22 protein-coding genes are annotated in these 25481 nt (G+C 64.9%); 15 read left to right on the forward strand and 7 right to left on the reverse strand.

All coding sequences use genetic code 11. The annotated features are described in order from the left end of the window. Nucleotides 1-13 precede the first annotated feature (13 nt). Complete coding sequence (locus tag N2K95_RS07370; RefSeq protein WP_260653541.1) at nucleotides 14-1207, reverse strand: amidohydrolase; 1194 nt, start codon at nucleotides 1205-1207, stop codon at nucleotides 14-16. Further along, on the reverse strand, nucleotides 1204-2685 hold the full coding sequence (locus tag N2K95_RS07375) for an MFS transporter (protein WP_260653542.1): 1482 nt from the start codon (nucleotides 2683-2685) through the stop codon (nucleotides 1204-1206). The genes N2K95_RS07370 and N2K95_RS07375 overlap by 4 nt, the downstream gene beginning before the upstream one ends. 111 nt (nucleotides 2686-2796) lie before the next feature. On the opposite strand from N2K95_RS07375, the gene N2K95_RS07380 reads away from it, so the two are divergent. Then, nucleotides 2797-3798, forward strand: coding sequence for an Lrp/AsnC family transcriptional regulator (locus N2K95_RS07380; protein ID WP_260653543.1), 1002 nt, complete (start codon nucleotides 2797-2799; stop codon nucleotides 3796-3798). Between the two features lie 4 nt (nucleotides 3799-3802). Here N2K95_RS07380 and N2K95_RS07385 read toward each other — a convergent pair whose 3' ends face one another. Continuing rightward, nucleotides 3803-4375 (reverse strand): hypothetical protein, encoded by a 573-nt coding sequence (locus N2K95_RS07385; protein WP_260653544.1) that lies wholly within the window; start codon nucleotides 4373-4375, stop codon nucleotides 3803-3805. Nucleotides 4376-4556: 181 nt separating this feature from the next. On the opposite strand from N2K95_RS07385, the gene N2K95_RS07390 reads away from it, so the two are divergent. Then, entirely contained in the window at nucleotides 4557-5282 is a 726-nt protein-coding gene (locus N2K95_RS07390) for a hemerythrin domain-containing protein (protein ID WP_260653545.1), read from the forward strand. Between the two features lie 56 nt (nucleotides 5283-5338). On the opposite strand, the gene N2K95_RS07395 is transcribed toward N2K95_RS07390, so the two are convergent. Both N2K95_RS07395 and N2K95_RS07400 read right to left on the reverse strand, forming a co-directional pair. Then, nucleotides 5339-6493 (reverse strand): RNA polymerase sigma factor, encoded by a 1155-nt coding sequence (locus N2K95_RS07395; protein ID WP_260653546.1) that lies wholly within the window; start codon nucleotides 6491-6493, stop codon nucleotides 5339-5341. A gap of 4 nt (nucleotides 6494-6497) precedes the next feature. Then, nucleotides 6498-6905 (reverse strand): YciI family protein, encoded by a 408-nt coding sequence (locus N2K95_RS07400; protein WP_260653547.1) that lies wholly within the window; start codon nucleotides 6903-6905, stop codon nucleotides 6498-6500. Between the two features lie 182 nt (nucleotides 6906-7087). On the opposite strand from N2K95_RS07400, the gene N2K95_RS07405 reads away from it, so the two are divergent. Then, complete coding sequence (locus tag N2K95_RS07405; RefSeq protein WP_260653548.1) at nucleotides 7088-7627, forward strand: DUF2231 domain-containing protein; 540 nt, start codon at nucleotides 7088-7090, stop codon at nucleotides 7625-7627. An 18-nt stretch (nucleotides 7628-7645) separates the two neighbouring features. Here the strand turns inward: N2K95_RS07405 and N2K95_RS07410 are convergent, their stop codons facing one another. Next, entirely contained in the window at nucleotides 7646-8440 is a 795-nt protein-coding gene (locus N2K95_RS07410) for an alpha/beta fold hydrolase (protein ID WP_260653549.1), read from the reverse strand. 431 nt (nucleotides 8441-8871) lie between these two features. Here N2K95_RS07410 and N2K95_RS07415 point away from each other — a divergent pair, with 431 nt between their 5' ends. From N2K95_RS07415 to N2K95_RS07445, 7 genes are all read left to right on the forward strand, one after another. Continuing rightward, nucleotides 8872-10398, forward strand: coding sequence for an ATP-dependent nuclease (locus N2K95_RS07415; RefSeq protein ID WP_260653550.1), 1527 nt, complete (start codon nucleotides 8872-8874; stop codon nucleotides 10396-10398). 645 nt (nucleotides 10399-11043) lie between these two features. Further along, nucleotides 11044-11433, forward strand: coding sequence for a hypothetical protein (locus tag N2K95_RS07420; RefSeq protein ID WP_260653551.1), 390 nt, complete (start codon nucleotides 11044-11046; stop codon nucleotides 11431-11433). Nucleotides 11434-11687: 254 nt separating this feature from the next. Further along, nucleotides 11688-11951, forward strand: coding sequence for a phosphoribosyl-ATP diphosphatase (locus N2K95_RS07425; RefSeq protein ID WP_152218540.1), 264 nt, complete (start codon nucleotides 11688-11690; stop codon nucleotides 11949-11951). Nucleotides 11952-12026: 75 nt separating this feature from the next. Next, nucleotides 12027-12869 carry an ATP phosphoribosyltransferase gene (gene hisG / locus N2K95_RS07430; RefSeq protein WP_260653552.1) on the forward strand — a complete coding sequence of 281 codons (843 nt, stop codon included), beginning with the start codon at nucleotides 12027-12029 and terminating at the stop codon, nucleotides 12867-12869. Nucleotides 12870-12884: 15 nt separating this feature from the next. Next, nucleotides 12885-13655 (forward strand): imidazole glycerol phosphate synthase subunit HisF, encoded by a 771-nt coding sequence (gene hisF, locus N2K95_RS07435; protein ID WP_229952087.1) that lies wholly within the window; start codon nucleotides 12885-12887, stop codon nucleotides 13653-13655. 101 nt (nucleotides 13656-13756) lie between these two features. Continuing rightward, entirely contained in the window at nucleotides 13757-14242 is a 486-nt protein-coding gene (locus N2K95_RS07440; RefSeq protein WP_260653553.1) for a GNAT family N-acetyltransferase, read from the forward strand. Between the two features lie 238 nt (nucleotides 14243-14480). Further along, nucleotides 14481-14852: a hypothetical protein gene (locus N2K95_RS07445; RefSeq protein WP_260653554.1), complete on the forward strand. Its 372-nt coding sequence runs from the start codon at nucleotides 14481-14483 to the stop codon at nucleotides 14850-14852. Between the two features lie 70 nt (nucleotides 14853-14922). Here the strand turns inward: N2K95_RS07445 and N2K95_RS07450 are convergent, their stop codons facing one another. Next, entirely contained in the window at nucleotides 14923-15417 is a 495-nt protein-coding gene (locus N2K95_RS07450) for a hypothetical protein (protein ID WP_260653555.1), read from the reverse strand. Between the two features lie 134 nt (nucleotides 15418-15551). On the opposite strand from N2K95_RS07450, the gene N2K95_RS07455 reads away from it, so the two are divergent. The 5 genes from N2K95_RS07455 to N2K95_RS07475 all read left to right on the forward strand — a co-directional run bounded on the left by N2K95_RS07455 (nucleotide 15552) and on the right by N2K95_RS07475 (nucleotide 25463). Further along, nucleotides 15552-16766 (forward strand): MFS transporter, encoded by a 1215-nt coding sequence (locus tag N2K95_RS07455; RefSeq protein WP_260653556.1) that lies wholly within the window; start codon nucleotides 15552-15554, stop codon nucleotides 16764-16766. A 65-nt stretch (nucleotides 16767-16831) separates the two neighbouring features. Beyond that, entirely contained in the window at nucleotides 16832-17872 is a 1041-nt protein-coding gene (locus N2K95_RS07460; protein WP_260653557.1) for an NAD(P)-dependent alcohol dehydrogenase, read from the forward strand. Nucleotides 17873-18140: 268 nt separating this feature from the next. Next, on the forward strand, nucleotides 18141-19160 hold the full coding sequence (locus N2K95_RS07465; protein WP_260653558.1) for a DUF808 domain-containing protein: 1020 nt from the start codon (nucleotides 18141-18143) through the stop codon (nucleotides 19158-19160). 345 nt (nucleotides 19161-19505) lie between these two features. After that, nucleotides 19506-19787, forward strand: coding sequence for a pyrophosphorylase (locus N2K95_RS07470; protein WP_260653559.1), 282 nt, complete (start codon nucleotides 19506-19508; stop codon nucleotides 19785-19787). A gap of 231 nt (nucleotides 19788-20018) precedes the next feature. Then, nucleotides 20019-25463 carry a DUF6531 domain-containing protein gene (locus N2K95_RS07475; RefSeq protein ID WP_260653560.1) on the forward strand — a complete coding sequence of 1815 codons (5445 nt, stop codon included), beginning with the start codon at nucleotides 20019-20021 and terminating at the stop codon, nucleotides 25461-25463. Nucleotides 25464-25481: the final 18 nt, after the last annotated feature.

The following is a 25481-nucleotide window of genomic DNA, read 5'->3' on the forward strand; positions in this document are numbered from 1 at the left end:
GAGGAAACGCGCACTAGGCCCGCTGCGCCCTCCGTGCTTCCTGCAGGGACGCCCTCAGCTCCGGATCGGCCGCTGCGTCTGCGGCGGTCCAGGCCAGGGCCAGAGCGGCATCCAGCACGGCAGCATCAGCCCCAGGCCCCTGCGTTTCCGCGGCAAATCCCGCGGTATGCGGCGCGGCCGTGGCCCCCAGAACGGCGATCACCGGGTGGATCGCGGGCAGTGCGTGCGAGACGTTACCCATGTCCGTGGATCCTCCTCCGCCTCCCGGCGGACGCACCAGGGTACGGCCGGTCGCAGTGAGGTTCCGGTTCCAGAGACCGAGCAGTTCATTGTGCTGGCGCACCGGCAGGTAGGCGGGGGAATCCTGCTCCCAGGACCAGCTGCAGCCGGTAGCCAAGGCGGCTCCCTCACAGGCGAGCAGTACCCGTTTCTTGGTTTCGTGCTGCACGTCCGCGTCAAGGGCACGGACTTCGAGCAGCACTTCGGCATAGTCCGGAATGACGTTGATGGCCGATCCGCCGGCCGGCACCAGTGCGTTGATCCGCACACCGTCGGGCAGCTGCTGGCGCAGCAGACCGATGGCCACCTGCGCCACGGTTGCCGCATTCAGTGCGTTGACGCCGTCGGCCGGCGCGGCGGCCGCATGCGAGGCCTTGCCTCGGAACTTCACCCGGAACCGGTCACAGCCCTGCGACGACGTGCCGCTGCAGTCCAGATCGACCCCCGGTGTCGGATGGGCCATCAGGGCGATGTCGGCGGCAGCGAAGGCGCCGGCGTCGAGCATCAGGACCTTCCCTCCGCCCTCCTCTTCGGCCGGGGTGCCGAGCAGGACCACGGTCAGATCCAGTTCCGCGGCCACCGCGGCGAGCGAAAGGGCCGCGCCCACGGCGGAGGCGGCGATGATGTTGTGCCCGCAGGCATGGCCGATGCCCGGTAGGGCATCGTATTCGGCGCAGAGCACCACCCGGAAGGATCCGGTGCCGTAGACCGCCTCGATCGCTGTGGGCAGTCCATAACAGCCCACAGTCGTCGAAAAGCCCTCGTCCCGGAGCAGGGCGGCCACGCGTGCCGCGGACCGGTGCTCGGTGAAGGCCACCTCGGGGTCCGCATGCAGCTCGGCGGACAGGGTCAGGAGGGCTGACCGGTGCCGGGTCAGGCGTTCGGCGATGGCCGCCTTGGCGGTGACCGACGTCGTCGTGGTGCTCATGCGGTGTGTTCCCCCTGGGCGGAAGCGGACGGTGCAGTGCCGGCGGCCGGAACCTTGACCGGGGCTGCTCCGTCGTTGCCGCGGAAGCGCAGGGCCACCAGAGCCAGGGCCAGAGCCAGCGCCGCGCAGATCCCCCAGACGATCAGGTACGAGGTGTTGGCCGAAGCGACGGTGGCCTCGCCGTCGATCTGCAGGGTGACCAGGAACGCGGACATCACCAGCGCAAACACGGCACCGCCCACCGACCCGGCCGCGGTACGGGACGTGTTGTAGAGGGCGGAGGCGACGGCGACCGAGTCCGCCGGTGCCTTCTTCACCACGATGGCGGGCAGGACGCCGAGGATCAGGCCGTTGCCGAAGGCACCGACCAGCATGGCGGTCAGGAAGGGGACCGTGCTGGTGGAGAAGCCGATCATGGCCAGATAGGAGACCACGCCCAGCAGCGCCCCGAGGACCACCGTGGATTTGGCGCTGATCCGCGCCGCGATCCGGTCACCGAGGGTGGCGCCGGCGAAGCTGGCCAGCGCCAGGACCAGGAAGAGGACGCCGACGGTGGCCTCGGACAGGCCCAGACCGAAGCCGTGCGTGTCGGGATCGTTCAGGATGAACAGCGAACCGGCGGTCTGGGAGCCGAACATCTGCGCACCGAACAGGGACGCACCCAGGATGGGCAGGCCGATCCCCGACGTCGTAAGGACGTGCAGGTCAACAAGCGGGTAGCGGACCTTGCGCTCGACCATCACCCAGAGCACCAGGACCGCCAGCCCGAAGGCGATCGAGCCGAGGGTCAGACCTGACGTCCAGCCCCAGCTGCTGGCGTTGGCGATGCCCAGCAGGGTGGAGAGCAGGCCCGTGGTGAGCAAAGCGGCGCCGGCCCAGTCCACGGTCCCCGCGCTTCGGGTGGTGGTCTCCGGGACGAGCCAGGCCACGACCGGGATGCAGAGGAACATAAACACCGCAGGCACCAGCAGGACGATGGTCAGGTCGTTCACCACGGCGAGGAGGATGCCCGAAACCATGGCGCCGATGGCGCCGCCGACGGTCAGGGCGCCGACCAGTTTGGCGATGCTGCGGCCTGCGGTGTCCTCGCTCCGGCTGCGGACGATGGCGAATTCCAGCGGCAGGAAGGCCGCGAGCGGTGCCTGCAGGGCACGGCCGAGCAGCAGGACCCCGAAGCTGGGGGCAAAGGCCACGATCACCGACCCCACCGCCACCAGGCACACCGTGATCAGCAGCATCCGCTTGTGCCCGTAGAGGTCGCCCAGCTTGCCGAGGATCGGCACAAACGCGACGGTCATCAGCAGATAGACCACGCTGACCCAGTTCAGGGCAGCGTCATCCACCGAGAAGTCCTCGCCGATGCGGGCCAGCAGGGGCGGAAACCAGCCCTGCAGCAGCCCGGAGCCGAACTCCATAACAATCAGGAAGCCGACGGCGCCGCCGGCCGCCTTGGTACTGGTGCTGGGGGAGGACTTCATACTCATCCGTTCCGGATTTGGTCACGCGCGGTGATACAGTCCTGCCAAACTACCGAGGGCATCCGCCGGGCCCGAATAAAATGCAGAATGTTTAGCACAAATGAGGGTCGCATGCCGGAAAGTTCCCTAAATCCACTGGATCTGCGGATTATCAACGCACTCCAGATTTATCCGCGGGCGCCCTGGACCCAGCTGGCGCCCATCCTCGGGGCCGACGCTGCCACGCTGAACCGCCGCTGGCGGGACCTGCACGCGGCGGGCAGCGCGTGGATCAGCACCTTTGACACGGGCAGCTGGGAGGCGGGGGCGCTGGTCGAGATTAACTGCCATTCGGGCGCCAACCTGCGCGTGGCGGCAGCGCTGGCCGAGACGCCGGAAGCCATCGGCGTCGACCTTACCGCCGGCGGCCGCGACATCGTGGCCACCGTTGCGGCCTCCAGCGAAGCCGCGCTCTGGGCGTATCTGCTGGACGAACTGCCGCTGGTCGACGGCATTGAATCCGTCCGCAGCCATCCGATTGCGCGCAACGTGTTCGACGGCAGCGCCTGGCGGGTGCGGGCCCTGGATGCCGTGGAAACCTCGCAGGTGCAGGCCCTGCTACCTGCCGCCGGCGGCCGTCCGGCCGGCCGGAACGCCCGCCTGGAGCGGGAGATCATTGCCGTCCTGAACCAGGACGGCCGGGCCACCGCGACGGCAATCGGCACCGCGCTGGGCGAAAGCGCGCGGCATATCCGCGAAACCCTGGCGCAGATGACCGCGTCCGGGCGGCTGCACCAGCGCACCGACCTGGTCCGCGGTGCCTCGGGCTGGCCGGTGAGCGCCTGGTATTTCCTCCGGGTACCGGCTTCCAAGCTCGACGCCGTGGCCGCCCGGCTGCCGCATCTGGACGAACTGCGGATCGTCTCGCACACGGTGGGACCGTATGACCTGATCATGGGCGTCTGGCTCAAGAGCCTGGCCGAGGTGCAGCGGCTGGAGCAGCATCTGGAGGTGAAGCTGTCCGGGGTGTCAACGGCGGACCGCTCGGTGGTCCTGCGCAGCGTCAAGCAGCTCGGGCAGATTCTGGACCACCGCGGGCGGGCCACCGGCCGGAGCAACCTGCACGCGGTCTAGGGGCTTAGCTCTCCAGAGCGTAAACCTGAGCCGGGTCGCGCTCGAGGATTCGGTCCCGCATTTCGCGCTTGAGGACTTCCAGGTGGGCCAGCTCCGCGGCGGTCTTGTCCGGCTTGGCGGTGAGCTCGATGAACTCGTCCGCGACGATGCCCTCGTTCCGGATCACGCAGGTGACGGTTGCGTCCCCGGCGGTCAGCTCGAAGACGTAGCGGGCCAGGGTGTTGCCACGCTCGGGCCGGGCGAGTTCCGGCAGGACGGCATAGCGGTCGCCGGTGACCGCACGGGTCACGAGTTCGAAGGCGTCCCGGGCGCCGGGACCGCCGAAGGGGGTGCGGATCCGGATGTCGCGGCGCTCCACCCGGCCGCCGGGGGTTCGTGCGGCCAGCTCAGGCAGCGCCCGGCCGAGTGCGGCGAAGGCATGCGCGACGCCGCCGGGGAAGCCGGGGCCGTGGTACTTCATGCAGTCGGCGAAGGTGAAGTCCAGCTGCACGCCGTCCTCCCACACGGTGAGCGTGCGTTCGGGGTTCGGGATCGGCGTCGGTTCGGGGCGTTCGGGGGTGGCTGCGGGCTTGCTCATGGTGGGGTCTTACTCTCGGTGCGGGGAAATCTGGCCATCAAAACTTTACCGACCTACCGGTTTATGCGCCTAGCCGGGGCCGTTCCGCGGCGTCGGATCCAAGCCATTGTGGCGTTTGAGGTAAGACTTTAATATGTTCGTGGGGGAGCCCGTGGTCCTCGTTCTGTAAGGGGCGATCCAAATGACTGACTTCTTTACGGCCCAGCCGGGCGAGACCGCGGCTCCATTGCCGCCGGGGCCCATCCTCTGTACCGGGACGGTCGGAATGCGGCGCGTTCACCGTTTTTTCCTTTGGGCCTACGACGAGGCACCCGGCCTGGTGCGGTCCACCCCTATTGGCGATACGGATCGCGCCGCATACGTTGGGGAAGTGCTCGGAAACTTCGACAGCGTGCTGCACATCCACCACGAGGGTGAGGACCTGCTCATGTATCCCCAGCTGGCTGGCCGGGCACCGGGGTGCGCCCTGCATGTAGCGCAGATGCTGGAACAGCACCGGCAGGTGGGGCAGCGGCTTGAACACATCGAACCGGTCCGGCGACGCTGGATGGAGACGGCGGACGCGGCGGCCGGCGAGGAACTCGCTGAACGCTATGAGGACCTCTCCGCTCTGCTTAAAGTGCACCTGCGCCGCGAAGTCACTGAGGTGATGCCCGTGGTGGACAGGGTGTTGAGCGAAAAGGAAATGGACGCGGTCGGCCAGCACGGGATTGAACAGTTCGACAAGAAGTTTTTGGTGGGCTACCTCGGGATGATGATGGCCACGAACCCTTTGGACGACCGAAAGGCTTTCTTCAAGGAAATCCCTGCGCCGGTCAGACTTGCCTACCGCCTCGTGGGGCGCCGAATGTATCGGCGACAATATTCGTCACTCTTTCCCGGGCGTGAAATCCCGGAGACACTTTAATCTGTTCGTTAGCATCCGTGCGGTTTCTCTTTTCGCCGACCTGCCGATTTATCCACCTAGCCGGAGCGGTGCCGCGCAGCAGCGTTGAGCCGTGCGGCCTGCAGGGTCAGGTGGTTCCGCTCCGCCAGATTCGGCGCCAGCAGTGCGGCCTCCGTATAGAGCCGAGCGGCCTGTTCGACGTCGCCGCTCTTCTCATGCAGGTACGCCCGCGCCGCAGTGTGCCGGGGGAGCGACGCCTCCAGTTCCGCCAGCGCGGCAAGGCCGGCACGCGGCCCGTCCGCCTCACCGACGGCGACGGCCCGATTTAACTTCGCGACCGGGCTGCCCGTGAGCCGAACCAGTTCGTCGTACCACTGCACAATCTGTGGCCAGTCGGTCTCCTCCGCCTTCTGCGCATCCGCATGCAGGGCGGCGACGGCGGCCTGGGCCTGGTATTCACCCAGCCGGTCACGCGCCAGCGCCCGCTGCAGGATACCGACCCCTTCGGAGATCGCGCGGGTATCCCAGCGGCCGCGGTCCTGCTGCGCCAGCGGAACGAGCCGACCGCCGTCGTCAATCCGCGCCGGCCGGCGGGCGTGGTGCAGCAGCATCAGCGCCAGCAGTCCCCGCACCTCCGGATGGTCGACGGCGGCGGCCAGCTGCCGGGTGAGCCGGATGGCTTCGGCGGCGAGGTCGACGTCGCCCGAGTAGCCCTCGTTGAACACCAGATACAGCACGCGCAGCACGGTGGCGACGTCGCCGGGGGTGTCGAACCGGACGCCGGCGACGGTCCGTTTGGCCCGGCTGATCCGCTGGGCCATGGTCGCCTCGCCGACCAGATACGCGGCGGCGATCTGCCGGGTGGTCAGCCCGCCGACGGCGCGCAGGGTCAGCGCGACCGCCGAGGACGGGGACAGCGACGGATGCGCACAGAGGAAATACAGCTGCAGCGTGTCGTCGGTGGAGCCGACGACGCCGGGTGCGGGTTCGGCGTCGATCCTTAGTTCACGACGACGGCGGGACGACTCTGCGCGGGCCGCGTCGAGGAACTTCCGCCACGCGGCGGTGACCAGCCAGCCCTTCGGGTCCCGGGGCGGATTCTCCGGCCAGGTGCGCAGGGCTTCGAGCAGAGCGTCCTGCACCGCGTCTTCGGCCGCCGCGAAGTCGGCTCCGCGGCGGACGAGGACGGCGATGACCTGCGGGGTGAGCACCCGCAGCCGGCTTTCCTCCACGGGGTTATTCCGTGATCGTGACGGGCGCAGCCAGGAACGGACGGACCTCGATCCACTCGTGCAGCGGTTTGCCGCCGGCGGCCGGTGCCGCGGACAGCTCGCCGGCCAGTTCGAGTGCGCGGTCATAGCCGTCCACATCGATGGCGAACCAGCCGGCAATCAGGTCCTTGGTTTCCGCGAACGGACCGTCGGTCACCGGAGGCCGACCCTCGCCGTCGTACCGCACGAAGGTTCCCTCGGGGGAGAGGGCCTGGCCCTCGACGTATTCGCCGTTGGCCTGCAGCCGTTCGGCATAATCCTCCATAAACTGCATGTGCGCCGCGACTTCATCCGGTGTCCACTGGTCCATCGGTACGTTGTTGAGCGCCTCGGGTGCGCCGCGGTAGTGCTTGAGCAACAGAAACTTGGCCATGACGGTCTCCCTTGTTCTCCTGCAACTGTTCCCCCACGACACCGCCATTGTGGCTGTGTTCACTGCTGGGACGGAACGGGGAAGGGAATCTCGACATGGAATTGCAGGGCCGTTTCCGCGGCCGTCTGAGAGTTTCGGCGGAGCCTAGGCAGCTGTGCCGGGCGGGCGTAGCGTCGGTAGGCGTGAGTGAAGTTTCGCTGCCGCTGCGTCTGGCCCGGGCCGTGGGTACCAGCCCGGTCGCGGAACGCGTTGCCGCCGCCCAGGAGTTCCTCTACAAACCGGTTCTCGAATGGGCGCGGAAAAGCCCGTTCCATACCGGCGTCCTTGGGCACTCAATCCATCCGCCGCTCACTGATCTGACGCTTGGCTGCTGGGGCAGCGCGTCCATCCTCGATGTAGCCGGAGGACCTCAGTCACGGCACGGTGCCGCCGTCCTGGTGGGCGCGGGGCTGGCCGCGGCGGTGCCCACCGCTATCGCCGGGGCCAGCGACTGGGCAGGAATGACCGGCGACGCACGTCGAATCGGCGCCGTTCATGCCCTGGGTACCGATGTGGCGGTGTTTACCAACGCGGGATCCCTGATCGCCCGGGCACGCGGCCGGCACGGACTGGGCGTGGCCCTGGCCCTTGCCGGCAATGCGGTTCTGGCGGGTTCCGGCTTCCTGGGCGGGCATCTGGCGCTCAACCGCGGAACGGCCCGCCGGGTACCTGTCGACGTCTGAGGGGTTTGCACGCGGGACTCAAGCGAGAGAAGTCAGGAACGCCGTCGTATCCGCTGCGACCTGTTCGGGGCATTCCCACAACACCAAGTGAGCGGCGTCGGGATAGATCTTCAGTTCCGCTCCGTCTATGCGGGCGGCCAGGGTGTCCTGGTCCGCGCGGGGCAGCAGGCCGTCCTGTCCGCCCAACAGGATCAGCGTGGGAACGTCGATGGTTCCCGTTTCGGTTGGCGGAACTGCCGTGTACAGGCCGCGCAGACTCAGCTTCCACGCGTGCGCTGGCATCTTGACGCCGTCACGCACCCGGTCCTCCATGAACCACGGGGGAACCTCCTGGATGAGGGGAAACGAAGCGAGGAAACCGCGCACCCAGTCCTCGGCGACCGGATCAGTCAAGCCGTTGACGTCGTCGGCGAACCCGGGCCGGCCCTGCAGGGTCAAGGGGGAGCCCACCAGCACAAGCGCCGCCACCCGGTCAGGGTGCTCAATGGCCAACTGCTGGGCCACATAGCCGCCGCTCGAGGAGCCAAGGACCGACGTCGTCGCCACCTCGAGAGCGTCCAGAACCGCTGCGGCATCCGCTGCCTGTTCTGCCAGCGAGTATCCGTCCTGCGGTTTGGCGGCATCGCCATGGCCGCGGAGGTCCGGGGCATAGACCCGGAAGTTGGCTAGACCGGGCAGCAGCCTGTCGAAGCTCCGGCGGGATTCGGCCCAGGCGTGCAGCAGCAAGACCGGTGGTGCATCGGCGTCGCCCTGGACGAGACACGGCACAGTGATGCCGGTGTGAAGCCGAAGATTCCGGACCTCGGATGCCATGGTTCAGGGTACGTCGCGCGGGCGAGAGGTTCGAGTAGAAAGCCATCGCAGCTAAGTCGCGGCGGAGAGCTCTGGATAAAGACAACGCATAACATCCGCAGCAGGTTCGTTATCTGGACCGGTAGGTTCGCTATATGAGCAGATGCTTCGTGAGCTCCCGCTCTCCCGTCGTTATCGCGGCCGCTGCAAGAGACAACCTTGAACAGTTACATGACCAGACAGACGCCCTCATCATCCAGCCTTTGTTGCTGTATTCACCTTGGCGCGGCGGGAAAATGTCCTCCAGGGTGGAACTGGTCCTATGAAGTATGGAGCCCGCTAAAGTGACCTAACCGTAACACCTGACTAGAAATACGACAGAAACTCAACTTGTCGAAGCGATGCCGTTGGTTTCAACCCATGACGGCAGTTAGCAAGGTAGGATGCACGGTATGGCACTGGGTATGCAAGATCATAGTGAGATCCGGGACTCGGAACTCAAGGAACTGTCAAATAGGGTTTCAAAAAGAAGTTATGGCAGTTATATGCTAGCCATGCACCTGAATAAGCTTCGAGCGTATTCAGGTGCTTCCATTCGGTTCGACTTTCCGGTCACAGCACTTGTAGGACCTAATGGGGGCGGTAAAACCACAGTGTTGGGTGCTGCTGCCCTCATTTTCGAGGCGATCCCGCCCCGGCGTTTTTTCGCAAAGAGTGGCAAATATGACGCCAGTATGCTCAATTGGAAAGTCGAATACGAGCTTCTGGAGCGCGATAGTAAGAATACTGTCGCAACTCGGACAGCCAGTTACCGTAAGTCAAAATGGAACAGAACCGGTATAAAAAGGCCAGTCCTGCTCTTCGGTGTCACTCGTACAATCCCCGCAAGTGAACGAACCGACTTGCATTCCTTTATTGGCGGTTCCTTTGAAGGATATAGTGAGCAGGTGCTCTCCGAGGGAACTCGGGAAGCTGTTCAGCGAATTCTCGGAAAAGAAGCGCAGAGGTATCTCCTGGTAGATGCGTCAAAAATGAGTGACAAGAAGTTGTATGCTGCGACGACGCCCTCAGGGGACGCGTACTCCGAGTTTCACTTTGGTGCTGGCGAAGCTAGTGTCATCCGCATAGTTGCAGATATTGAAAAAAGCCCCGATGAGTCGCTAATTCTGATTGAAGAAATTGAAAATGGTCTACATCCGGTGGCAACGAAACGCCTCGTCGAGTACCTCATAGGTGTGGCCAGGAGGAAGTCGTGCCAGGTTATATTCTCGACGCACTCCAACGATGCCCTGGCACCACTGCCAGATGAAGCCGTCTGGTCTTGTAATAACGGAACTCTAGCCCAAGGAAAATTAGATGTTGGCGCTCTCCGTACGCTGACCGGACAAGTTCAGGCGTCATTTGCCATTTTCGTTGAAGACCGCTTCGCAGAAGAAATGGCGCTGGCGGCGTTGCGTCGCTATCACCGAACTATGGGTGTGGACCTGCTCGGTGTAGCAATCCATGCCGTAGGCGGTCATGGAAATGCGGCTAAGTTCGCCCGTGCCCACAACGACAATCCGGCTATATCGTTTCGAGCCATGGCCATTCTCGACGGTGATATGAAGGATAAGGTCGATCAGGATAAAATGATAGTTGCATTTCCTGGGGATAGTGACCCCGAGCTCCACGTCGCAATTTCTATCGCGAGCATCCTAGACCGAGTGGCGGCAAAGATCGCCGTTTCCTTCGGACTCCCTGTTTCCGAGCAGACTCGGGTTAGCGAGGTGATTCGCAGTCGCATGCGAACAAATCATGACCCACATGTGCTCTTTGAGCAGATTGGTGAGGATCTGGACTTCACTGCGGGTATTACTGTTGAGCGGACATTCCTCGGGCTCTGGGCAGAAGAGTTCCCCGAAGAGGTCGAAGCGATCTTCGCCCCAGTAAAGGCTGTCATGCCTCGGCGCAGCTCAAAACCGCAGGCTTCGCTGGCCTAGTTTCTGCTGTTTGCGCTTACTCGTCTGGAGCACACAAGTGCGTCGATTGCCGACGCTCTATCGTCTTAACCTTGGCTCCTAGTTTTGCGAGGGTCCACTCACCCACGCTCCCCTTAGTACGTCCACTCTGCGAAGCAGAGGGAAACTCTTTGACTAGTTCGTCACATTCATATATTGTGCATTTGGGCGCGAGCGCAACGGGCGCACTGGGGAATACTCCAGGCACAGGTTCGACTCCTGCGCGTCAGGTTGCATGAGTCGGTGTAATCATGCAGTCTGACGTACAGGAGTATAACTTTGGCAGAGTGGCCGCGGACTGAGGAATTCAGTCGTCATTCAGAGAACCTGAAGGCAGTTAGTGCCGATCTGAGGCAATTGCAGAGGATTCATAAGTCTCTAATTCGACAGGGCGGGGAAGCTGCAGCAAAGAACACGGCTCCCGAGGTGTGGGCCATATCTCGCATGCACTACCTAACGTTGGGTGTCTGGGCCGAGGCGTCACTTAGGAAAATACTCACCGACCCTACAGGTTTCAACGATAGGGAGCGGGGTGTCGTTTGGCGTAATTCCAGCCAAGAGACGCAGTGGTTATCCACTATCGAGTTCGCGGCTCGTAGGCACTTTTCTGTGCCGATGCACTTACCGGTGAGCAGCGTGACGACTGATCCGCGTTTTTTTCAGCGATATGAGGCGGTTCTGGAGATCTTTGTTGATCACATCAATCCAGTTATTCGTGACAGGAACACCTTGGCTCACGGCCAATGGGTATGGAAGCTGAAGAGCCGAAAGTATAACGAGTTTCTTGTCGGCCGCGTCGAGCTTCAGCGCCAAAACTATAAGGAGTTGTTCGCGAAGGCGGAGATTCTCAAAACGTTTGGCCTCTTGATTCAGACCCTGGCTGTATCGGGCCCCACCTTCCACCGTGACTTTAACGCCTATTCGAAGAAGATCCTAAGTGCCATGGATGGTACCTCCGCAGACGATTATTACGCCTACGCAAAGGGCCTTCAAGTAAGCCGAGTAGTGCCGAGCTGAGGTCGCCGGCCATGTAGCGCGAGTCAGATTACTGACTAAACTATAAATCAAACTTTCTGCCATATGGGATTGATCGCCGCTCTCCCGCGGACCAATATGGCTTGCAACTCCTGAATCAGAGGCCTAGTTGGTAAGGGGCAACGGGCGTGCCCCGTGTGTCGTGAGCGAGTGGACCGCTGGGCTGCCAGGCCCCCGCTCGTCACACCACGCCCCACGATTCCGCCCCACCCGGCGCCACAGCGTACCCTTGCACTGTGAAAACCTTCGAAGACCTCTTTGCCGAGCTGAGCCAGAAAGTTCAGGACCGCCCCGCCGGGTCACGCACCGTGGCCGAATTCGAGTCGGGCGTGCATGGCATCGGTAAGAAGGTTGTTGAGGAGGCCGCCGAAGTGTGGATGGCCGCCGAATACGAATCCGATGCCGAATGCGCCGAAGAAATCTCCCAGCTGCTCTACCACCTCCAGGTCCTGATGCTGGCCAAAGGCCTGACCCTGCAGGACGTCTACAAGCATCTCTAGCCGCGCGCTGACTTTCAGCGTGTGGCCCGCCGGTCGAACCTTTTTCCAATCGAACTTCCAGCGAAAGATGCTCCCATGCTCCGTGTAGCCGTACCCAACAAGGGTGCCCTGTCCGAATCCGCCTCCGCCATGCTCAACGAGGCGGGCTACCGCCAGCGCCGCGACACCCGCGAACTGGTCATGGTGGACCCCGATAACGACGTCGAGTTCTTCTTCCTCCGCCCCCGTGACATTGCCGTGTACGTCGGCGCCGGAACGCTCGACGTCGGCATCACCGGCCGCGACCTGTTCCTGGACGCGGAGGTGGACGCCGAAGAACTGATGAACCTCGGCTTCGGCGCCTCCACCTTCCGCTTTGCCGGCCCGGTGGGGGACTTCTCCTCCATCGACCAGCTCGAAGGCAAGCGCCTCGCCACCAGCTACGACGGCCTGCTGCGCTCCTACCTGTCCGAACGCGGCATCAACGCCTCCGTGGTCCGGCTCGACGGTGCCGTGGAATCCTCCGTGCGCCTCGGCGTCGCCGACGCAATTGCCGACGTCGTCGAAACCGGCACCACCCTCCGCGCCGCCGGAATGGAAATCTTCGGCGAACCGATCCTGAAGTCCGAGGCAGTGCTGATCGGCCGCAAGGGTGCCAGCCCCGCCGGCGTCGACGTGCTGATCCGCCGCCTCCGAGGCGTCCTGGTGGCACGCCAGTACGTGATGATGGACTACGACGTCCGCAAGGACCTCGTGGACGAGGCCGCGGCGCTGACCCCGGGCCTGGAATCGCCCACCGTCTCCCCGCTCCAGAACAGCGACTGGGTGGCCGTGCGCTCCATGATCAAGAAGTCGGACACCAACCGGATCATGGACGAGCTCTACGATATCGGCGCCCGCGCCATCCTGGTCAGCAGCATCCACGCCTGCCGGATCTAGGGAAGGGGACACGCCATGAGTGTTGCCATCCGCGTCATCCCCTGCCTGGACGTCGACGCCGGGCGGGTGGTCAAGGGGATCAACTTCGAAGGCCTGCGCGACGCCGGCGACCCGGTGGAGCTCGCGCACCGGTATGACCGTGCCGGCGCCGACGAACTGACCTTCCTCGACGTCACCGCCTCCTCCGGCAACCGCGACACCACGTTCGACGTCGTTGCCCGCACCGCCGAAGAGGTCTTCATTCCGCTGACCGTCGGCGGGGGAGTGCGCTCCATCGCGGACGTGGACCGGCTGCTGCGCTACGGCGCGGACAAGGCCTCCATCAACACCGCCGCCGTCGCCCGCCCCGACGTGATTGACGAAATCACCCGGCACTTCGGTTCGCAGGTGCTGACGCTCTCCGTGGACGCGCGGCGCACGCACGACGGCGCCACGCCGTCGGGCTTCGAAGTCACCACCCACGGCGGGCGCACCGGCACCGGGATCGACGCCGTCGCCTGGGCGAAGGAGGCCGCCGACCGCGGCGTGGGGGAGATCCTGCTGAACTCCATCGACGCCGACGGCACCCGTGAGGGCTTCGACATCGAGATGATCCGGGCCGTCCGCGCCGCCGTCGACGTGCCGCTGATCGCCTCCGGAGGGGCCGGCAAGCCGGAGCATTTCCCGGCCGCTGTGATTGCCGGGGCTGACGCCGTCCTGGCCGCCTCGGTGTTCCACTTCGGCCCGGACGACGCGATCCATCAGGTGAAGCAGGCCATCCGCGACGCCGGGTTCGACGTCCGCTAGCTGCTGCCGGAAACCCCTCACGGCCGCGCCGGCCGTGAGGGCGCGCGGGGCCGCCTCCGTCTTCCGCTGTGAGCGCGGATGGATGTGGCATGCTCACGTCCATGACTTTGCAAACACGCGTGCGACGCGCCGAAGTAAGCGACCTGCCTTTCATCCTCCGTCAGGAGCGCGAGTACATGGAGACCATCGAGCCGGATGCGCTCCTGGGGTGGCTGACAGTTCTCGACCAGAACCTCGAGCTCTGGATCGATTGCCTTCCCAACACGCTCTTCTGCGTTGATGAAGACGGGCACCCGCTCGGGTATGTGATGTGGAGCCTCGACGGCGACACCGCAACCCTGGTCTCGATCAGTGTCCTCCGCAGCCATCGTCGTCAGGGACTCGGGCGGCTCCTCCTGGAGGCGTTCGAGCAGAGAGCCACCCCAAGCGGAGCCCGCGTTGTGGAAATCGCCGTGTACCGCACCAACCAGGCACGCCTGCTCTACCAGGGCGCGGGCTATGAGGCTACGGGCCAGGACGGCGAATATGTGCTGTTCAGCAAGATGCTCAGCCCTGCCGAAGAGGATAACCGGGCATTGCTGGGGTGAGCGACCGGTGAAGTACGGACGCCCGCAACGTGCGAAGCATGTGAACCGTCAGGACGCGGGGACGGCAGGGAGCATTCTTCGAGTACGACGTAGCGCCACAGTTTTTGTGCTGCTGTTGGGTATCGCCGGATGCGCGGACGATTCGTCGGTGGCGCCGACATCTGCGAGTTCAACGGGAGGGGGCGCAGCCGTGGAGACAGAGGTGACGTGGCAGGGAGCCAAGGCCCGGACGCAGGCTATGGAACTGGAAATCGCGACTTCGATTCCCGAAGGAAAAGTGGCCAAGATTGATCAGCAGCCGACCGGTGTTTTGCTCGACTGCAGCGATTCATTGGTGAATTGGAATGGCGGGGCCATCATTACTTTGACTGCTGGGACAGAGCCGGAGCCCTTAGTCAGTGCGATTAAAGCAAAGTATGAGGACAGCCGGTTCAACATCAAGACGCGTGATCCCAATCCGGCGGGACGCTACGAAGTGCAGCTGCGCTCTCGCGATACCGCAGAAATCTACTTCATCGTAGCGGGATGGGATCCGGGCACTATCCGTATTGCTTCTGGTTCGGACTGCTTCACGTGGCCCGAGAATGAGTACAAGGGCGGTGAGTTCTAGGGTTCCCTGCGGGGGTAGGACCGGTACCCCCGCAGAGAGGCTCCTGCGTGCGGCGACGGAGGTTGTTCCTCTAGGCCCTTGCCTGGACGAGGTTGGCGAAGGGGAGCCTGCCGTATAAACGGACAAACTCCGCCTGGTACTTTGCGAGGGCCGGGTTGAGCTCGTCGGGCGGCAGTTCCTTCCACGCCACCAGAAGATCATCTGCATCGAGCAGCTGCCAGATCAGCCGGCCGTCCCAGTGCCCCGGCGGCTTTCCCCTGCCGAAGTCCACGAATTCGGAGATCTGCCGGCGCAGGCCGCGGTTGCCCTGGCTGCCGGCGCCGGCCTTGCCGAGAAACAGCACGTCCGCATCCGCCACCCACTCGGCGGCGAGCTCATCCCGGGACAGGGTTGGCTTCTTCTTTTTGAACACCCCGGCCGTGCTTTCCTTGAGGAACCGCGGTTCGAACCCCTCGGGCCGCAGCACGGCGAAAATGCCCTGACGCTGCGGGATCCGGTTGATGTCCAGACCGTCGATGGGCCGGAAACCGGTGAAGCCGTCATCCTTGAGTGATTTCCTGTTCAACGGGTTCGGGTTCCTTGCATCGAAATTGGGGCGGGTGCCCACCAATGATATCCGGACGCCCCGGCGGTCGCACTCGGTAACTTCCGGGTCGGCAGGCCACAATGGTCCTGTTACTCCACGAAGGGACTCAGAGCGTGCGCTCCACCGCCGGACCCGGCCTGCTGTTTGTGCTGGTCTGCGCCATGGGCGCCGGCCCGATGATGAACTACGGGCTTTCGGCCACCAGCACGCTGATCATGGCGGACCTGGGGATCAGTGAAGCGCAGTTCGGCGTGCTGGCGGCCACCTGCTTCGCCGGAGCTGCGGTGTCCTCGATGTGGCTGGGCCGGCTGAGCGACCGGATCAGCGCCCGCTCCCAGCTCCTGATCATCTTCGGCGGCACCGCCCTGGCCCTGGGCTTCGCCGCCGTCTCCGGCAACTACTTCTGGTTGCTCGCCGCCGTCCTGCTTTCCGGCCCGGCGCAGGCCATCTCCAACCCCACGACCAACCGGATCATCATCCGCGCGGTCGAACCCGGCAAACGGCCCGGCTGGATGGGCATCAAGCAGTCCGGGGTGCAGGCCAGCCAGCTGTTCTCCAGTCTCTTTTTCCCGGCAGCCGCCCTGGTTGCCGGATGGCGCGGTGCCGCCGTCGGCGCCGTCGTCGTCCTGTTCCTGCTGCTGGCCTACGCGTGGTTCCGGCTGCCGCCCGAACCGCGGCTCGCAGCCCCGCAGGCCTCGGGACGACGGACGGCAGACCGCAAGTTTCCCGGCTCGGTCTGGCTGCTGGCCGCGTTCGCCCTGTTTTCCGGCGCCGGCATGCAGGCCACCAACGTCTACCTGCCCCTGTTCGCCCAGCGGGAGATCGGCTTCTCGCTGCTAATGGGCGGCGTCACCGCCGCGGTGGCCGGCGTCGTCGGGGTGACCTCCCGGGTGCTCTGGGGGCGGCGGATGGCCGACGGCGTCCGCGCCTCCACCCTGCTGCTGATCCTCGCAGCCGGCGCGGTCTGCGGCGCCGCCCTGCTGCTCGCCGCCGGACAGACCGGAGCGTCCGCGCTGCTGTGGTCCGGCGTCGTCTTCCACGGCGCCTCCGTGCTGGGGGTGAACGTGGTGGTGATGGCCGGGGTGCTTCGGGAAGTGCCGCCGGAACGGGTGGGCTCGGCGTCCGGAGCGGTCTCCCTGGGCATGTACTCCGGGTTCGCGCTGGGACCGCTGGCGATGGGCCTGCTGCTCCAGTACTCCGGCGGTTTCCTCGCCGGGTGGCTGTCCATCGGCGCGGCGTACCTGATCTGCGGCGGCATCGGCCTGGCGTACCGGCGGCGGGGCCCGAAGCGGGACGGATCCGCCGTCGTCGGAACCCCGGGGAAATAAACGACGCCGGATCGGACTTGTGCTTTAAGTGCCCTATGGCACGGTTCCCCACAGCTTGGAGAAATATGACTACCGCACGCGCTTACGCAGCCACCTCCGCCACCGATCCGCTGGTTCCCACCACGATCGAACGCCGCGAGGTCGGCCCGCATGACGTCCTCATCGACATTGCCTATGCCGGTGTCTGCCACTCGGACATCCACACCGTCCGCGGCGAATGGGGACCCATCGCGTACCCGCAGGTTGTCGGCCACGAAATCGTGGGCACTGTGGCCGAGGTCGGCACCGAGGTCACCGCACACAAGGTCGGCGACCGCGTAGGCGTGGGCTGCATGGTCAACTCCTGCGGCGAATGCGAAAACTGCCAGGCCGGCATGGAGAACTACTGCCTCAACGGCAACGTCGGCACCTACGCCAGCAAGGACCGCGACGGCACCATCACCCAGGGCGGCTACGCCACCTCCGTCGTGGTCAATGACGGCTTCGTGCTCCGCGTTCCGGAGAGCATCCCGTATGAAGCAGCCGCTCCGCTGCTCTGCGCCGGCATCACCACCTACTCGCCCCTCGCACACTGGAACGCGGGACCGGGCAAGCGGGTCGCCGTCGTCGGCATGGGCGGGCTCGGCCACATGGCCGTGAAGATCGCCGTCGCCATGGGCGCCGAGGTCACCGTGCTGTCCCAGACGCTGAGCAAGCAGGAAGACGGCCTGCGTTTCGGTGCCGAGCACTACTACGCCACCAGCGACGAGAGCACGTTCGAGAAGCTGCAGAACACGTTCGACCTGATCATTAACACGGTCAGCGCGCCGATCGACCTGCAGCAGTACCTGTCCCTGCTGCGCCTGGACGGCACCATGGTCAGCGTGGGTGCCCCGCCCGAGGCGCTGCCGATCTCCGTCTTCACCCTGATGAGCAAGCGGCGCTCCTACGCTGCCTCCAACATCGGCGGCATCCGCGAAACCCAGGAAATGCTGGACTTCTGCGCCGAGCACGGCATCGCTCCCGAGATCGAGCTGATCAAGGCCGAGGACATCAACACCGCCTACGAGCGCGTGCTGAAGTCCGACGTCCGCTACCGGTTCGTCATTGACGCGGCGACTATCTAATTCTTAACCGTTTCGCAGGAAGGGCGCTCCACCATTGGGTGGGGCGCCTTTGCCGTATGTGCAGGTAAGCGTGCCCGCTCCGCGTCCCGTAAATCACCTCCGTCCCTATGGCGTAAAGCCGGGCATTCCCGGGGGTAACGCCCTCAACCGACCCGGTGCCGCTGTCCGGGACAGGTCCCCGGCGGACTTATTATTCTTATATGCCAATTCTGCGTCTCGAGGACGCCATCTACGACCACCTGCCCGTCCCGCATCATGGAGCCGGACTGTGAGCGGGGGACTCGTCGCCCTGCTGGATGACGTTGCCGCGCTTGCACGCATAGCCGCCGCCTCCGTGGATGACATTGCTGCCGGTGCCGCGAAGGCGGGAGCCAAGGCTGCCGGCGTCGTCATCGACGATGCCGCCGTGACCCCCCAATACGTATCCGGTGCCGACCCGTCCCGTGAACTCCCGATGATCAAGAAGATCTTCTGGGGCTCACTGCGGAACAAGCTGCTGATCATCCTGCCGGCACTGCTGCTGATCAGCGCCTTCATCCCCGGTGTGATCCCCTTCATCCTTATGCTCGGCGGCACCTACCTCTGCTATGAGGGTGCGGAGAAAGTCTGGCACAAGTTCTTCGGCCACCATGAGGACAAAGAGGCGCCGGCGGTGGAGCGGGGTCCCGACGCCGAGTCCAAGGTAGTCAAGGGAGCCATCACCACCGACTTCATCCTGTCCTGCGAGATCATGGTGATCTCCATGAACGAGGTGGGCGACTCGTCCATCTGGGCCCGCGCGGCCATCCTCGTGGTTGTGGCCATTGCGATCACCATCCTCGTCTACGGGGCCGTGGGGCTGATCGTCAAGATGGATGACATTGGCCTGCATCTGGCGAAAAAGGAGTCAGCAGGCTCCCAGCGCCTCGGCGGACTCCTGGTGAAGGGAATGCCTGCGGTGCTGGCCGCCATCACCCTGGTGGGAACCGTCGCCATGCTCTGGGTGGGCGGCCACATCATGCTGGTAGGCGCATCCGACCTCGGCTGGCACGCGCCGTACGACCTGGTCCACACGCTGGAGCACCCCGTGGCCGGCCTTGCAGTGGTGGGCGGCATCCTGGGCTGGCTCGTGAATACGCTCTGTTCGGCCATCGTCGGACTGGCCTGGGGCCTGGTCATCATGGCGGTTCTGCACCCGCTGATGAAGGTTCTGCCGTTCGGTAAGAAGGACGCACATGCCGGTGAGGCCAAGCCATCAGCCGCCGGGCACGCAGCGGCGGAGAAACAGGATACCGATCCCGCCGGCTAATCACCGGCACTGCGGTGCCGTGCGGTTACCGTCGCAGATGCATTCGCCGCCGACCTAAGTTCACCGTTTGACAACAAAGGCGCCCCACCGTTTGGTGGGGCGCCTTATTGCTGCCCCGGTAGCAAAGCGTTTTTCCTGAATGGCTCGCGCAGCCCTTGGCTCAGTGCCCCGCTGTTTACTGTTTGGGTTTCTATGGTTTTTCCTCTTCGAGTGCGGGGCGGCATTTTCACATAAGTAATTTTTTACCCTTGTTTGATGCAGAAGGCGTTGGTATGGTCACCACCGTCCAGTCGCTGGTGATTCTGAGTCCGGCGGAGAAGCATTAATTGCCAGGGGGAAATTCTCATGTCACGTGTGTTGTCTACCGAGCAGGCTAAGACTGCTATCGGCCAAGTTCAGTCCATCATCAACGGCGGTTTCACGGAACAGATTGCAGCGCTCGATGCGCAGGGCAAGATCCTTTCCGATCCGAACACTTGGGATGGACCCCTAGCCTCGCAGTTCCGGGGTTCCGTGTGGCCGGAAACCAAGGCTGCACTGGATAAGGCCCGGGAGGAACTCGAGCAGCTGCGTACCCAGCTCCAGCAGATCTCGGAGAACATCTTCTCCGCAGGCGGCGGCGCCTAAGCGCTCGTAGTTCTCTTCACGTAATGACCGGGTAGCCGCACCGCTTCGGCGGGCGGCTGCCCGGCCCTCAAACCCTTATCTTGACCGGCCGCGGATTTTCCGCGCCCGTGCTTCAGGGTTTCGATTTTTAGAAGTGTTTTCTGCCGTTTTGCCTCCTGTGTTATGTCCCGGAAGTAAAACGCAGCGTCTTGGTTGATCTTTTCCGGGTTTGTCCAGTGGGGGGCATTGAGCATGTCTGATTCTGAAACTTTCGTTGAGGTGCCGTTGCTGCCGGAGGATTCCCGGGGACGGTTTGTCTATTCGGTGGCCGAGGGGCTGAAATCCGCGTTCGAAGATGCTGCCTCCCGGCTTGACGGCCAGGCCGGATCCCGGGCCTCTTACGTCTCCACAGGCAAGCAGGAGTTCAACGGGCAATTCGCCAACAAGTTCCAGGACAACGCCGGCGTTGCGGCCGCGGACGCGAGGAATCTGGCCGAGGCACTGCGGACAGTGGCCAAGTACGCGGGGCAGATGATCGACGCCGGCCATGACGAAGACGACCGCCGCCGGGAAAACAATGAATGGGTCTACCGGCACAATAACCGCAGCATGTTGGAGGAGATCGGGGACTGGATCTGGGGGGAGGGAAAGCGCCCGAACGAAGATCGCGGTCCGGCGCCGACGTTTGAACCGGCGACGGCGGTCCCCGGGGACAGGGACACACCGCCGCCCGGCAGCGGCGGATACGGCGGCGGGACGTCCTCGGCGCGGCCGGAAAACCTTCATTCCTTCGCGGTAGGATCCCGCGGTCTGGACGGCGAGCTGACCGCGGTTCCGGGCACCTTGGAAGGCCACCTGTCCTCGTTCGCGTCTCTCTGCACCTGGGGGACCATCGAAGCATCCGGGGTGATGCGGGCCTACCACGAATACCTGACGGCCAATGAGAACGATGCGCGCTGGGCGGTCACCGTCGCAGATGCGTTCGCAGCTGCCGGCGCGGAGACGGACGTCTCGACGGTCTCGGACGCGGCCCTGGCCGCAGCACTGGCCGCCGCAGGCGTGGATGCGACCCGTGATGCACTGAAGATTGACCCGCCCACAGCTGCGGGAGCGATTCCCACCACCGGCTACGCCAACGACCCCGTGAACACGGCCACGGGCAACTTCATCGAACCGGAAACGGACTTGGGCTTCCCAGGCACAGCCTCGAACCTGGTCCTTACACGGATGTACAACTCGCTGGCCTCAGGCCTTCAGACCCCGGGTGTGTTCGGCCCCGGCTGGGCATCCGTCCTGGACCAGCACCTGGTGCTCTCGGATGAGGGCTGCCGTTGGGTGCTGGCCGACGGCCGTGCCGTGGACTTCCCGCGTGAAGGCGAGGCCTGGGAACGTGCGGTGGGGGAGAACTACTGGCTGACCCGCGAACCAGCAGCGGCCCCCGCATTTGCCGGACTGGCCTCCGTACCCGAAGGCAGCACCGATCTGCTCGTGGTCCGCGACAACCAGGGCGCCTGGTGGGCCTACACCCTGGCCGGTGTCTGGCTCGGCGCCGGGTCCGGTCCCGGCCGGACAGTGTCCGTCCACCGGGAAGACACCGACGACGACGGCGCCGGCCGGGTGACCCGCCTGTCCCATGTGCGCGGCCGGTTCCTGGACATCGACTACGTGAACGGCTTGGCCGCCGTGGTCCGGGCTTCGGACGGACGCCGGGTGGAATACGGGTATGACGACGCCGGGCGGCTCGTTTCGGTCACCACCGAAACCGGAACCCGGACCTACCGCTGGAACGAAGCCGGTCTGATCGATGCCGTCTACTCCGCCGTCGGGGTGCTGGAAGCCGAAAACACCTACGACGAGCAGGGTCGGGTGATCCTGCAGGTCACCCAGCACGGCCGCCGGACCCGGTTCGCCTACCTCCCCGGCCGCGTCACCGCCGTCTCGGATGAGGACGGCACCCGCTCCAACTCGTGGATCGCCGATCCCAAGGGCCGGCTGGTCGGGGTGCTGGATTCCCATGACCAGCGCCAGTCCATGGCCTACGATCGGCACGGCAACCTCGTCTCGCTCACCGAACGCGACGGGTCCGTCACCGTCCACGCCTACGACGAGCGCGGACGGCGCACCCGCACCGTCACCCCCGAGGGGGCGGACCTGACCTACGGCTGGGATGAGCAGGACCGGATCACCACCCTGGTCACGGAGACCGGGTCAGTCGTCACGTATGAATACAGTGATGAGCTCACCCGGGACCCATCGGTCATTCTCGATCCGCTCGGCGGGCGCACCGAACTGTCCTGGCAGAACGGGCTCCTGACCCGCGTCACCGACCCGGCCGGAGTAACCGTCGAGTTCGACTACGACGGGTCCGGCGATCTGGTCGCCACCCGCAACGCGGTCGGGGATACCGCCCGGATCCTCCGCGACGCTGCCGGCCGCCCCACAGCGGCGGTCAGCCCTTCCGGGGCGCAGACCCGCTTCTCCTACAACACTGCCGGCCTGCTGGTCCGGCGGGAGGAAGCCGACGGGGCCACCTGGTCCTTCGAATATGATGCCGCCGGGCGGCTCACCGCGTCGGTTGTCCCCGACGGCGGCCGGACCACGCTGGAGTATGCCGTCAACGGTGAACTGGTCCGCACCATCGACCCGCTGGGCCGGGCCACGGAGCGGGTCTTCGACGAACTCGGCAACGTCACCGCGACGGTCCTGCCCGACGGCGCCCGCTGGGGCTTCACCCACGACACCCTCTCCCGCCTGACGGGCATCACCGACCCCGCGGGCCACGACTGGATCCGTGAATACGACAAGATCGGCAACCTGACCGCCGTCGTCGATCCCACCGGTGTCCGGACCGAGGCCGCCACGGACCGCGGGGCGGGCACCGCCACCGTGGCGGACGCGTTCTCCGCCGCGACCTACAGTTTCGACGAATACGGCCGCCCGGTCCGGGTCGAAGGGGCAGACGGGTCCGCGGAGCTGGTCACCTATGACGCGGCCGGCAACCCGGTCGAGCTCATCGACGGCGAGGGTGGACTGACGATTCTGGGCCGGGATGTGTCCGGGAAGATCATCTCAGTGACCTCCCCTTCGGGCGCGGTGACCCGGTACGAGTACGACCTCTGCGGACGTCCCTGGAAAACCATCGACCCCCTGGGCGCGGTCACGGAACTGCTCTACGACGCGGACCAGCGCCTCACCGCCCGGATCCTGCCCACCGGTGAAACCGAGACCTTTGACTACGACCCGTCCGGCCGTCTGGTCCTGCGCGCGGCCCCCGGCAACGGTAATGCCCGGTACGGATACGACAGAGCCGGCCGGCTGAGTTTTTCCCAGGACTCCTGGTACGGCACCCGGCGCTTCAAGTACAACGTAGCCGGGGAACTGGTCGAAACGATCAACGGCGTGGGCGGGCGGACCCGGTTCGAGTACGACGTCCGAGGCCGGCTGATCCGGATCACCGACCCGCTCGGCGGAGTCACCACCCGCACCTACACCGCAACCGACAAAGTTGATTCGGTCAGTGACCCGCTCGGCCGGGTCACCACGGCCACCTATGATCCGGCGGGCCGGCAGCTCTCGCAGACGGATCCCGACGGAAACACCACCACCTGGACCTATGACGCGGCAGGCCGGGAGACGAGCACCTCCTATAACGGGAAGCTGCTCTCCTCGGTGGACCGTGACCGGCAGAACCGCCGCGTAGTCATCACCGATTTCACCGGGGACGACGGGCTGGCGGTTGAGCATGAACTTGGCTTCAACCGCCGTCATCAGTTGGTATCCCGGACCCGTGGCGGGCAGGGGATGTCCTGGGAGTACGACGCGGATGGAAACCGCACCGGGTTCACCGACGCGACCGGGACCACCACCGCCTATCAGTGGGACGCCGCCGGCCGGGTGACGACGGTCCGCAACGCCGTGCTGGGCGAGGCGGTGTTCATTCATGACGCGTCCGGGCGGCTGGCTGCCGTCACGGCGGGGGATTTGGTCCAGGAATGGGTCTACCGGAACGGGTACCTGGCCGAGCACAGCCGGACCAACCGTGCAGCTGGCGACGGTCCGGATATCACCTTGATTGGACGGGATGATGATGGCCGGATCACCGGCCTGACCCGGGCGGGCGCGGTAACCCGGTATGGGTATGACGGTGCCGGGCAGATGGTCGCGGCTGCGACCACGCCTTTGGGTGCGTCGGATGCTGCCGCTACCGTTCGGGCGCAGGTCTCGGAGTGGGAGTACGACGCCGGCGGCCGCCTGGTCCGCGAACACACCCCGGCTGGGCCCCGCACTTATGCCTATGACATGGCCGGGCAGTTGGTCTCCGTCATGGAGACGGACGGGTCCCGGACGGAGTACGTCTACGACGGTCTCGGGCGGCGGTCCCGGCTGATCGGTGCCGACGGATCCTGGACCGAATACGCCTGGGGCGACACCGGGTACCTGCAGGGCACGGTCGAGCGGACTCCGGACGGGGCAGAGACTTCCCGGCATAACTTGTGGGTGGATGCCCTGGGCGACCTGGCGTCGGTTGACGGCTGCCCAGTGTGGTGGGACACGGCGAGCCCGATCCCCACGCTGGCTGGCATCGGGGACGAGCAGGTGTTGTCCCTGCCCGGCGGTGTCACTGGCATTGGCGAGGCCTGGACCGCGCCGGGGTGGCGGGCCGCCCGGCCCACAGATGAAACCGATCCGTGGGCAGTACTGGGGGCGTCGGTCATCCCCGAACCCGGTGCGGTATCCGGGGTGTCGGGTGGTTTACCGGCCGGGATCGGTCTGACCGGTAACGGCGGCCTGGATGTTGCGGGTCTGGAGTGGATGGGAGCCCGGGCGTATGACCCGGCAGCCCGTGGTTTCCTCTCCACCGACCCGCTGGCACCGGTCCTGGGTGCAGGCTGGGACGGCAACCCCTACGCGTATGCAGGCAATAACCCGCTGAACGCCAGTGACCCCACCGGCCTGCGTCCGTTGACGGATGAGGACCTGAAGGCCTACGACGCGGCCAACCGTGGCGCGTTGGCTGCTACCGGTGATTGGTTTGCGGATAACTGGGAATACGTTGTCGGCGGTGCGGCGATTCTGGGCGGGGTCGCATTGATGTTCGTGCCCGGCGGCCAGGGCTTCGGTGCAGCATTGATCATGTTCGGTGCCGACGTGGTGATCCAGAAGGCCACCACGGGTGAGGTGAACTGGCTTCTGGCCGGTCTCAACCTGGTAGGTTTCGGTGCCGGCGCGATTGCAGCCAGAATCATTCGCAACCCCGTGGTGCGTGAGGCCGTGAAAGACGGGGTCGAATGGGCGGTTGACGAGCTCGGAGAGCAGATTGTCGGACCGGATCCAGAAGTTGTTCCAAATCCCTCGCCAACTAAAAAGTTGGGCGAACTTGACCCCGTGCCGGACGGGGTGGTGTACCTCCGGACGGACGATCTCGGGGGCGTGAAGCCATACATTGGGCAGGCAAAGAGCCCGGAGAGGTTCAAAATACGAAAAACCGAACATCGCAGGGCATTCCCCGACGCAACATTTCGGTACCGTCCATTGGGCTACGCGGAACCGGGGATTGAGCTGGATAGACTGGAGGAGTTCCATATCCGCGAATGGGGTGGGCCCACAAATAAGGGGAACCCAGATAGCGGGATTTCTAATAAAAGGCACCAAATGAATGATAAGAGATATCAGGAAGCTGGAGGCGATCCGCGGTGAGTAGGCAAAAGTGGCCTT

The organism is Arthrobacter zhaoxinii (assembly GCF_025244925.1).
GTDB classification, from domain to species: domain Bacteria; phylum Actinomycetota; class Actinomycetes; order Actinomycetales; family Micrococcaceae; genus Arthrobacter_B; species Arthrobacter_B zhaoxinii.

Excerpts from the sequence above, each read along its gene's own strand:
- N2K95_RS07370 (WP_260653541.1), bottom strand. The coding sequence starts at position 1,207 with ATGAGCACCACGACGACGTCGGTCACCGCCAAGGCGGCCATCGCCGAA.
- N2K95_RS07375 (WP_260653542.1), bottom strand. The coding sequence starts at position 2,685 with ATGAAGTCCTCCCCCAGCACCAGTACCAAGGCGGCCGGCGGCGCCGTC.
- N2K95_RS07380 (WP_260653543.1), top strand. The coding sequence starts at position 2,797 with ATGCCGGAAAGTTCCCTAAATCCACTGGATCTGCGGATTATCAACGCA.
- N2K95_RS07385 (WP_260653544.1), bottom strand. The coding sequence starts at position 4,375 with ATGAGCAAGCCCGCAGCCACCCCCGAACGCCCCGAACCGACGCCGATC.
- N2K95_RS07390 (WP_260653545.1), top strand. The coding sequence starts at position 4,557 with ATGACTGACTTCTTTACGGCCCAGCCGGGCGAGACCGCGGCTCCATTG.
- N2K95_RS07400 (WP_260653547.1), bottom strand. The coding sequence starts at position 6,905 with ATGGCCAAGTTTCTGTTGCTCAAGCACTACCGCGGCGCACCCGAGGCG.
- N2K95_RS07410 (WP_260653549.1), bottom strand. The coding sequence starts at position 8,440 with ATGGCATCCGAGGTCCGGAATCTTCGGCTTCACACCGGCATCACTGTG.
- N2K95_RS07415 (WP_260653550.1), top strand. The coding sequence starts at position 8,872 with ATGGCACTGGGTATGCAAGATCATAGTGAGATCCGGGACTCGGAACTC.
- hisG (WP_260653552.1), top strand. The coding sequence starts at position 12,027 with ATGCTCCGTGTAGCCGTACCCAACAAGGGTGCCCTGTCCGAATCCGCC.
- hisF (WP_229952087.1), top strand. The coding sequence starts at position 12,885 with ATGAGTGTTGCCATCCGCGTCATCCCCTGCCTGGACGTCGACGCCGGG.
- N2K95_RS07440 (WP_260653553.1), top strand. The coding sequence starts at position 13,757 with ATGACTTTGCAAACACGCGTGCGACGCGCCGAAGTAAGCGACCTGCCT.
- N2K95_RS07445 (WP_260653554.1), top strand. The coding sequence starts at position 14,481 with ATGGAACTGGAAATCGCGACTTCGATTCCCGAAGGAAAAGTGGCCAAG.
- N2K95_RS07460 (WP_260653557.1), top strand. The coding sequence starts at position 16,832 with ATGACTACCGCACGCGCTTACGCAGCCACCTCCGCCACCGATCCGCTG.
- N2K95_RS07470 (WP_260653559.1), top strand. The coding sequence starts at position 19,506 with ATGTCACGTGTGTTGTCTACCGAGCAGGCTAAGACTGCTATCGGCCAA.
- N2K95_RS07475 (WP_260653560.1), top strand. The coding sequence starts at position 20,019 with ATGTCTGATTCTGAAACTTTCGTTGAGGTGCCGTTGCTGCCGGAGGAT.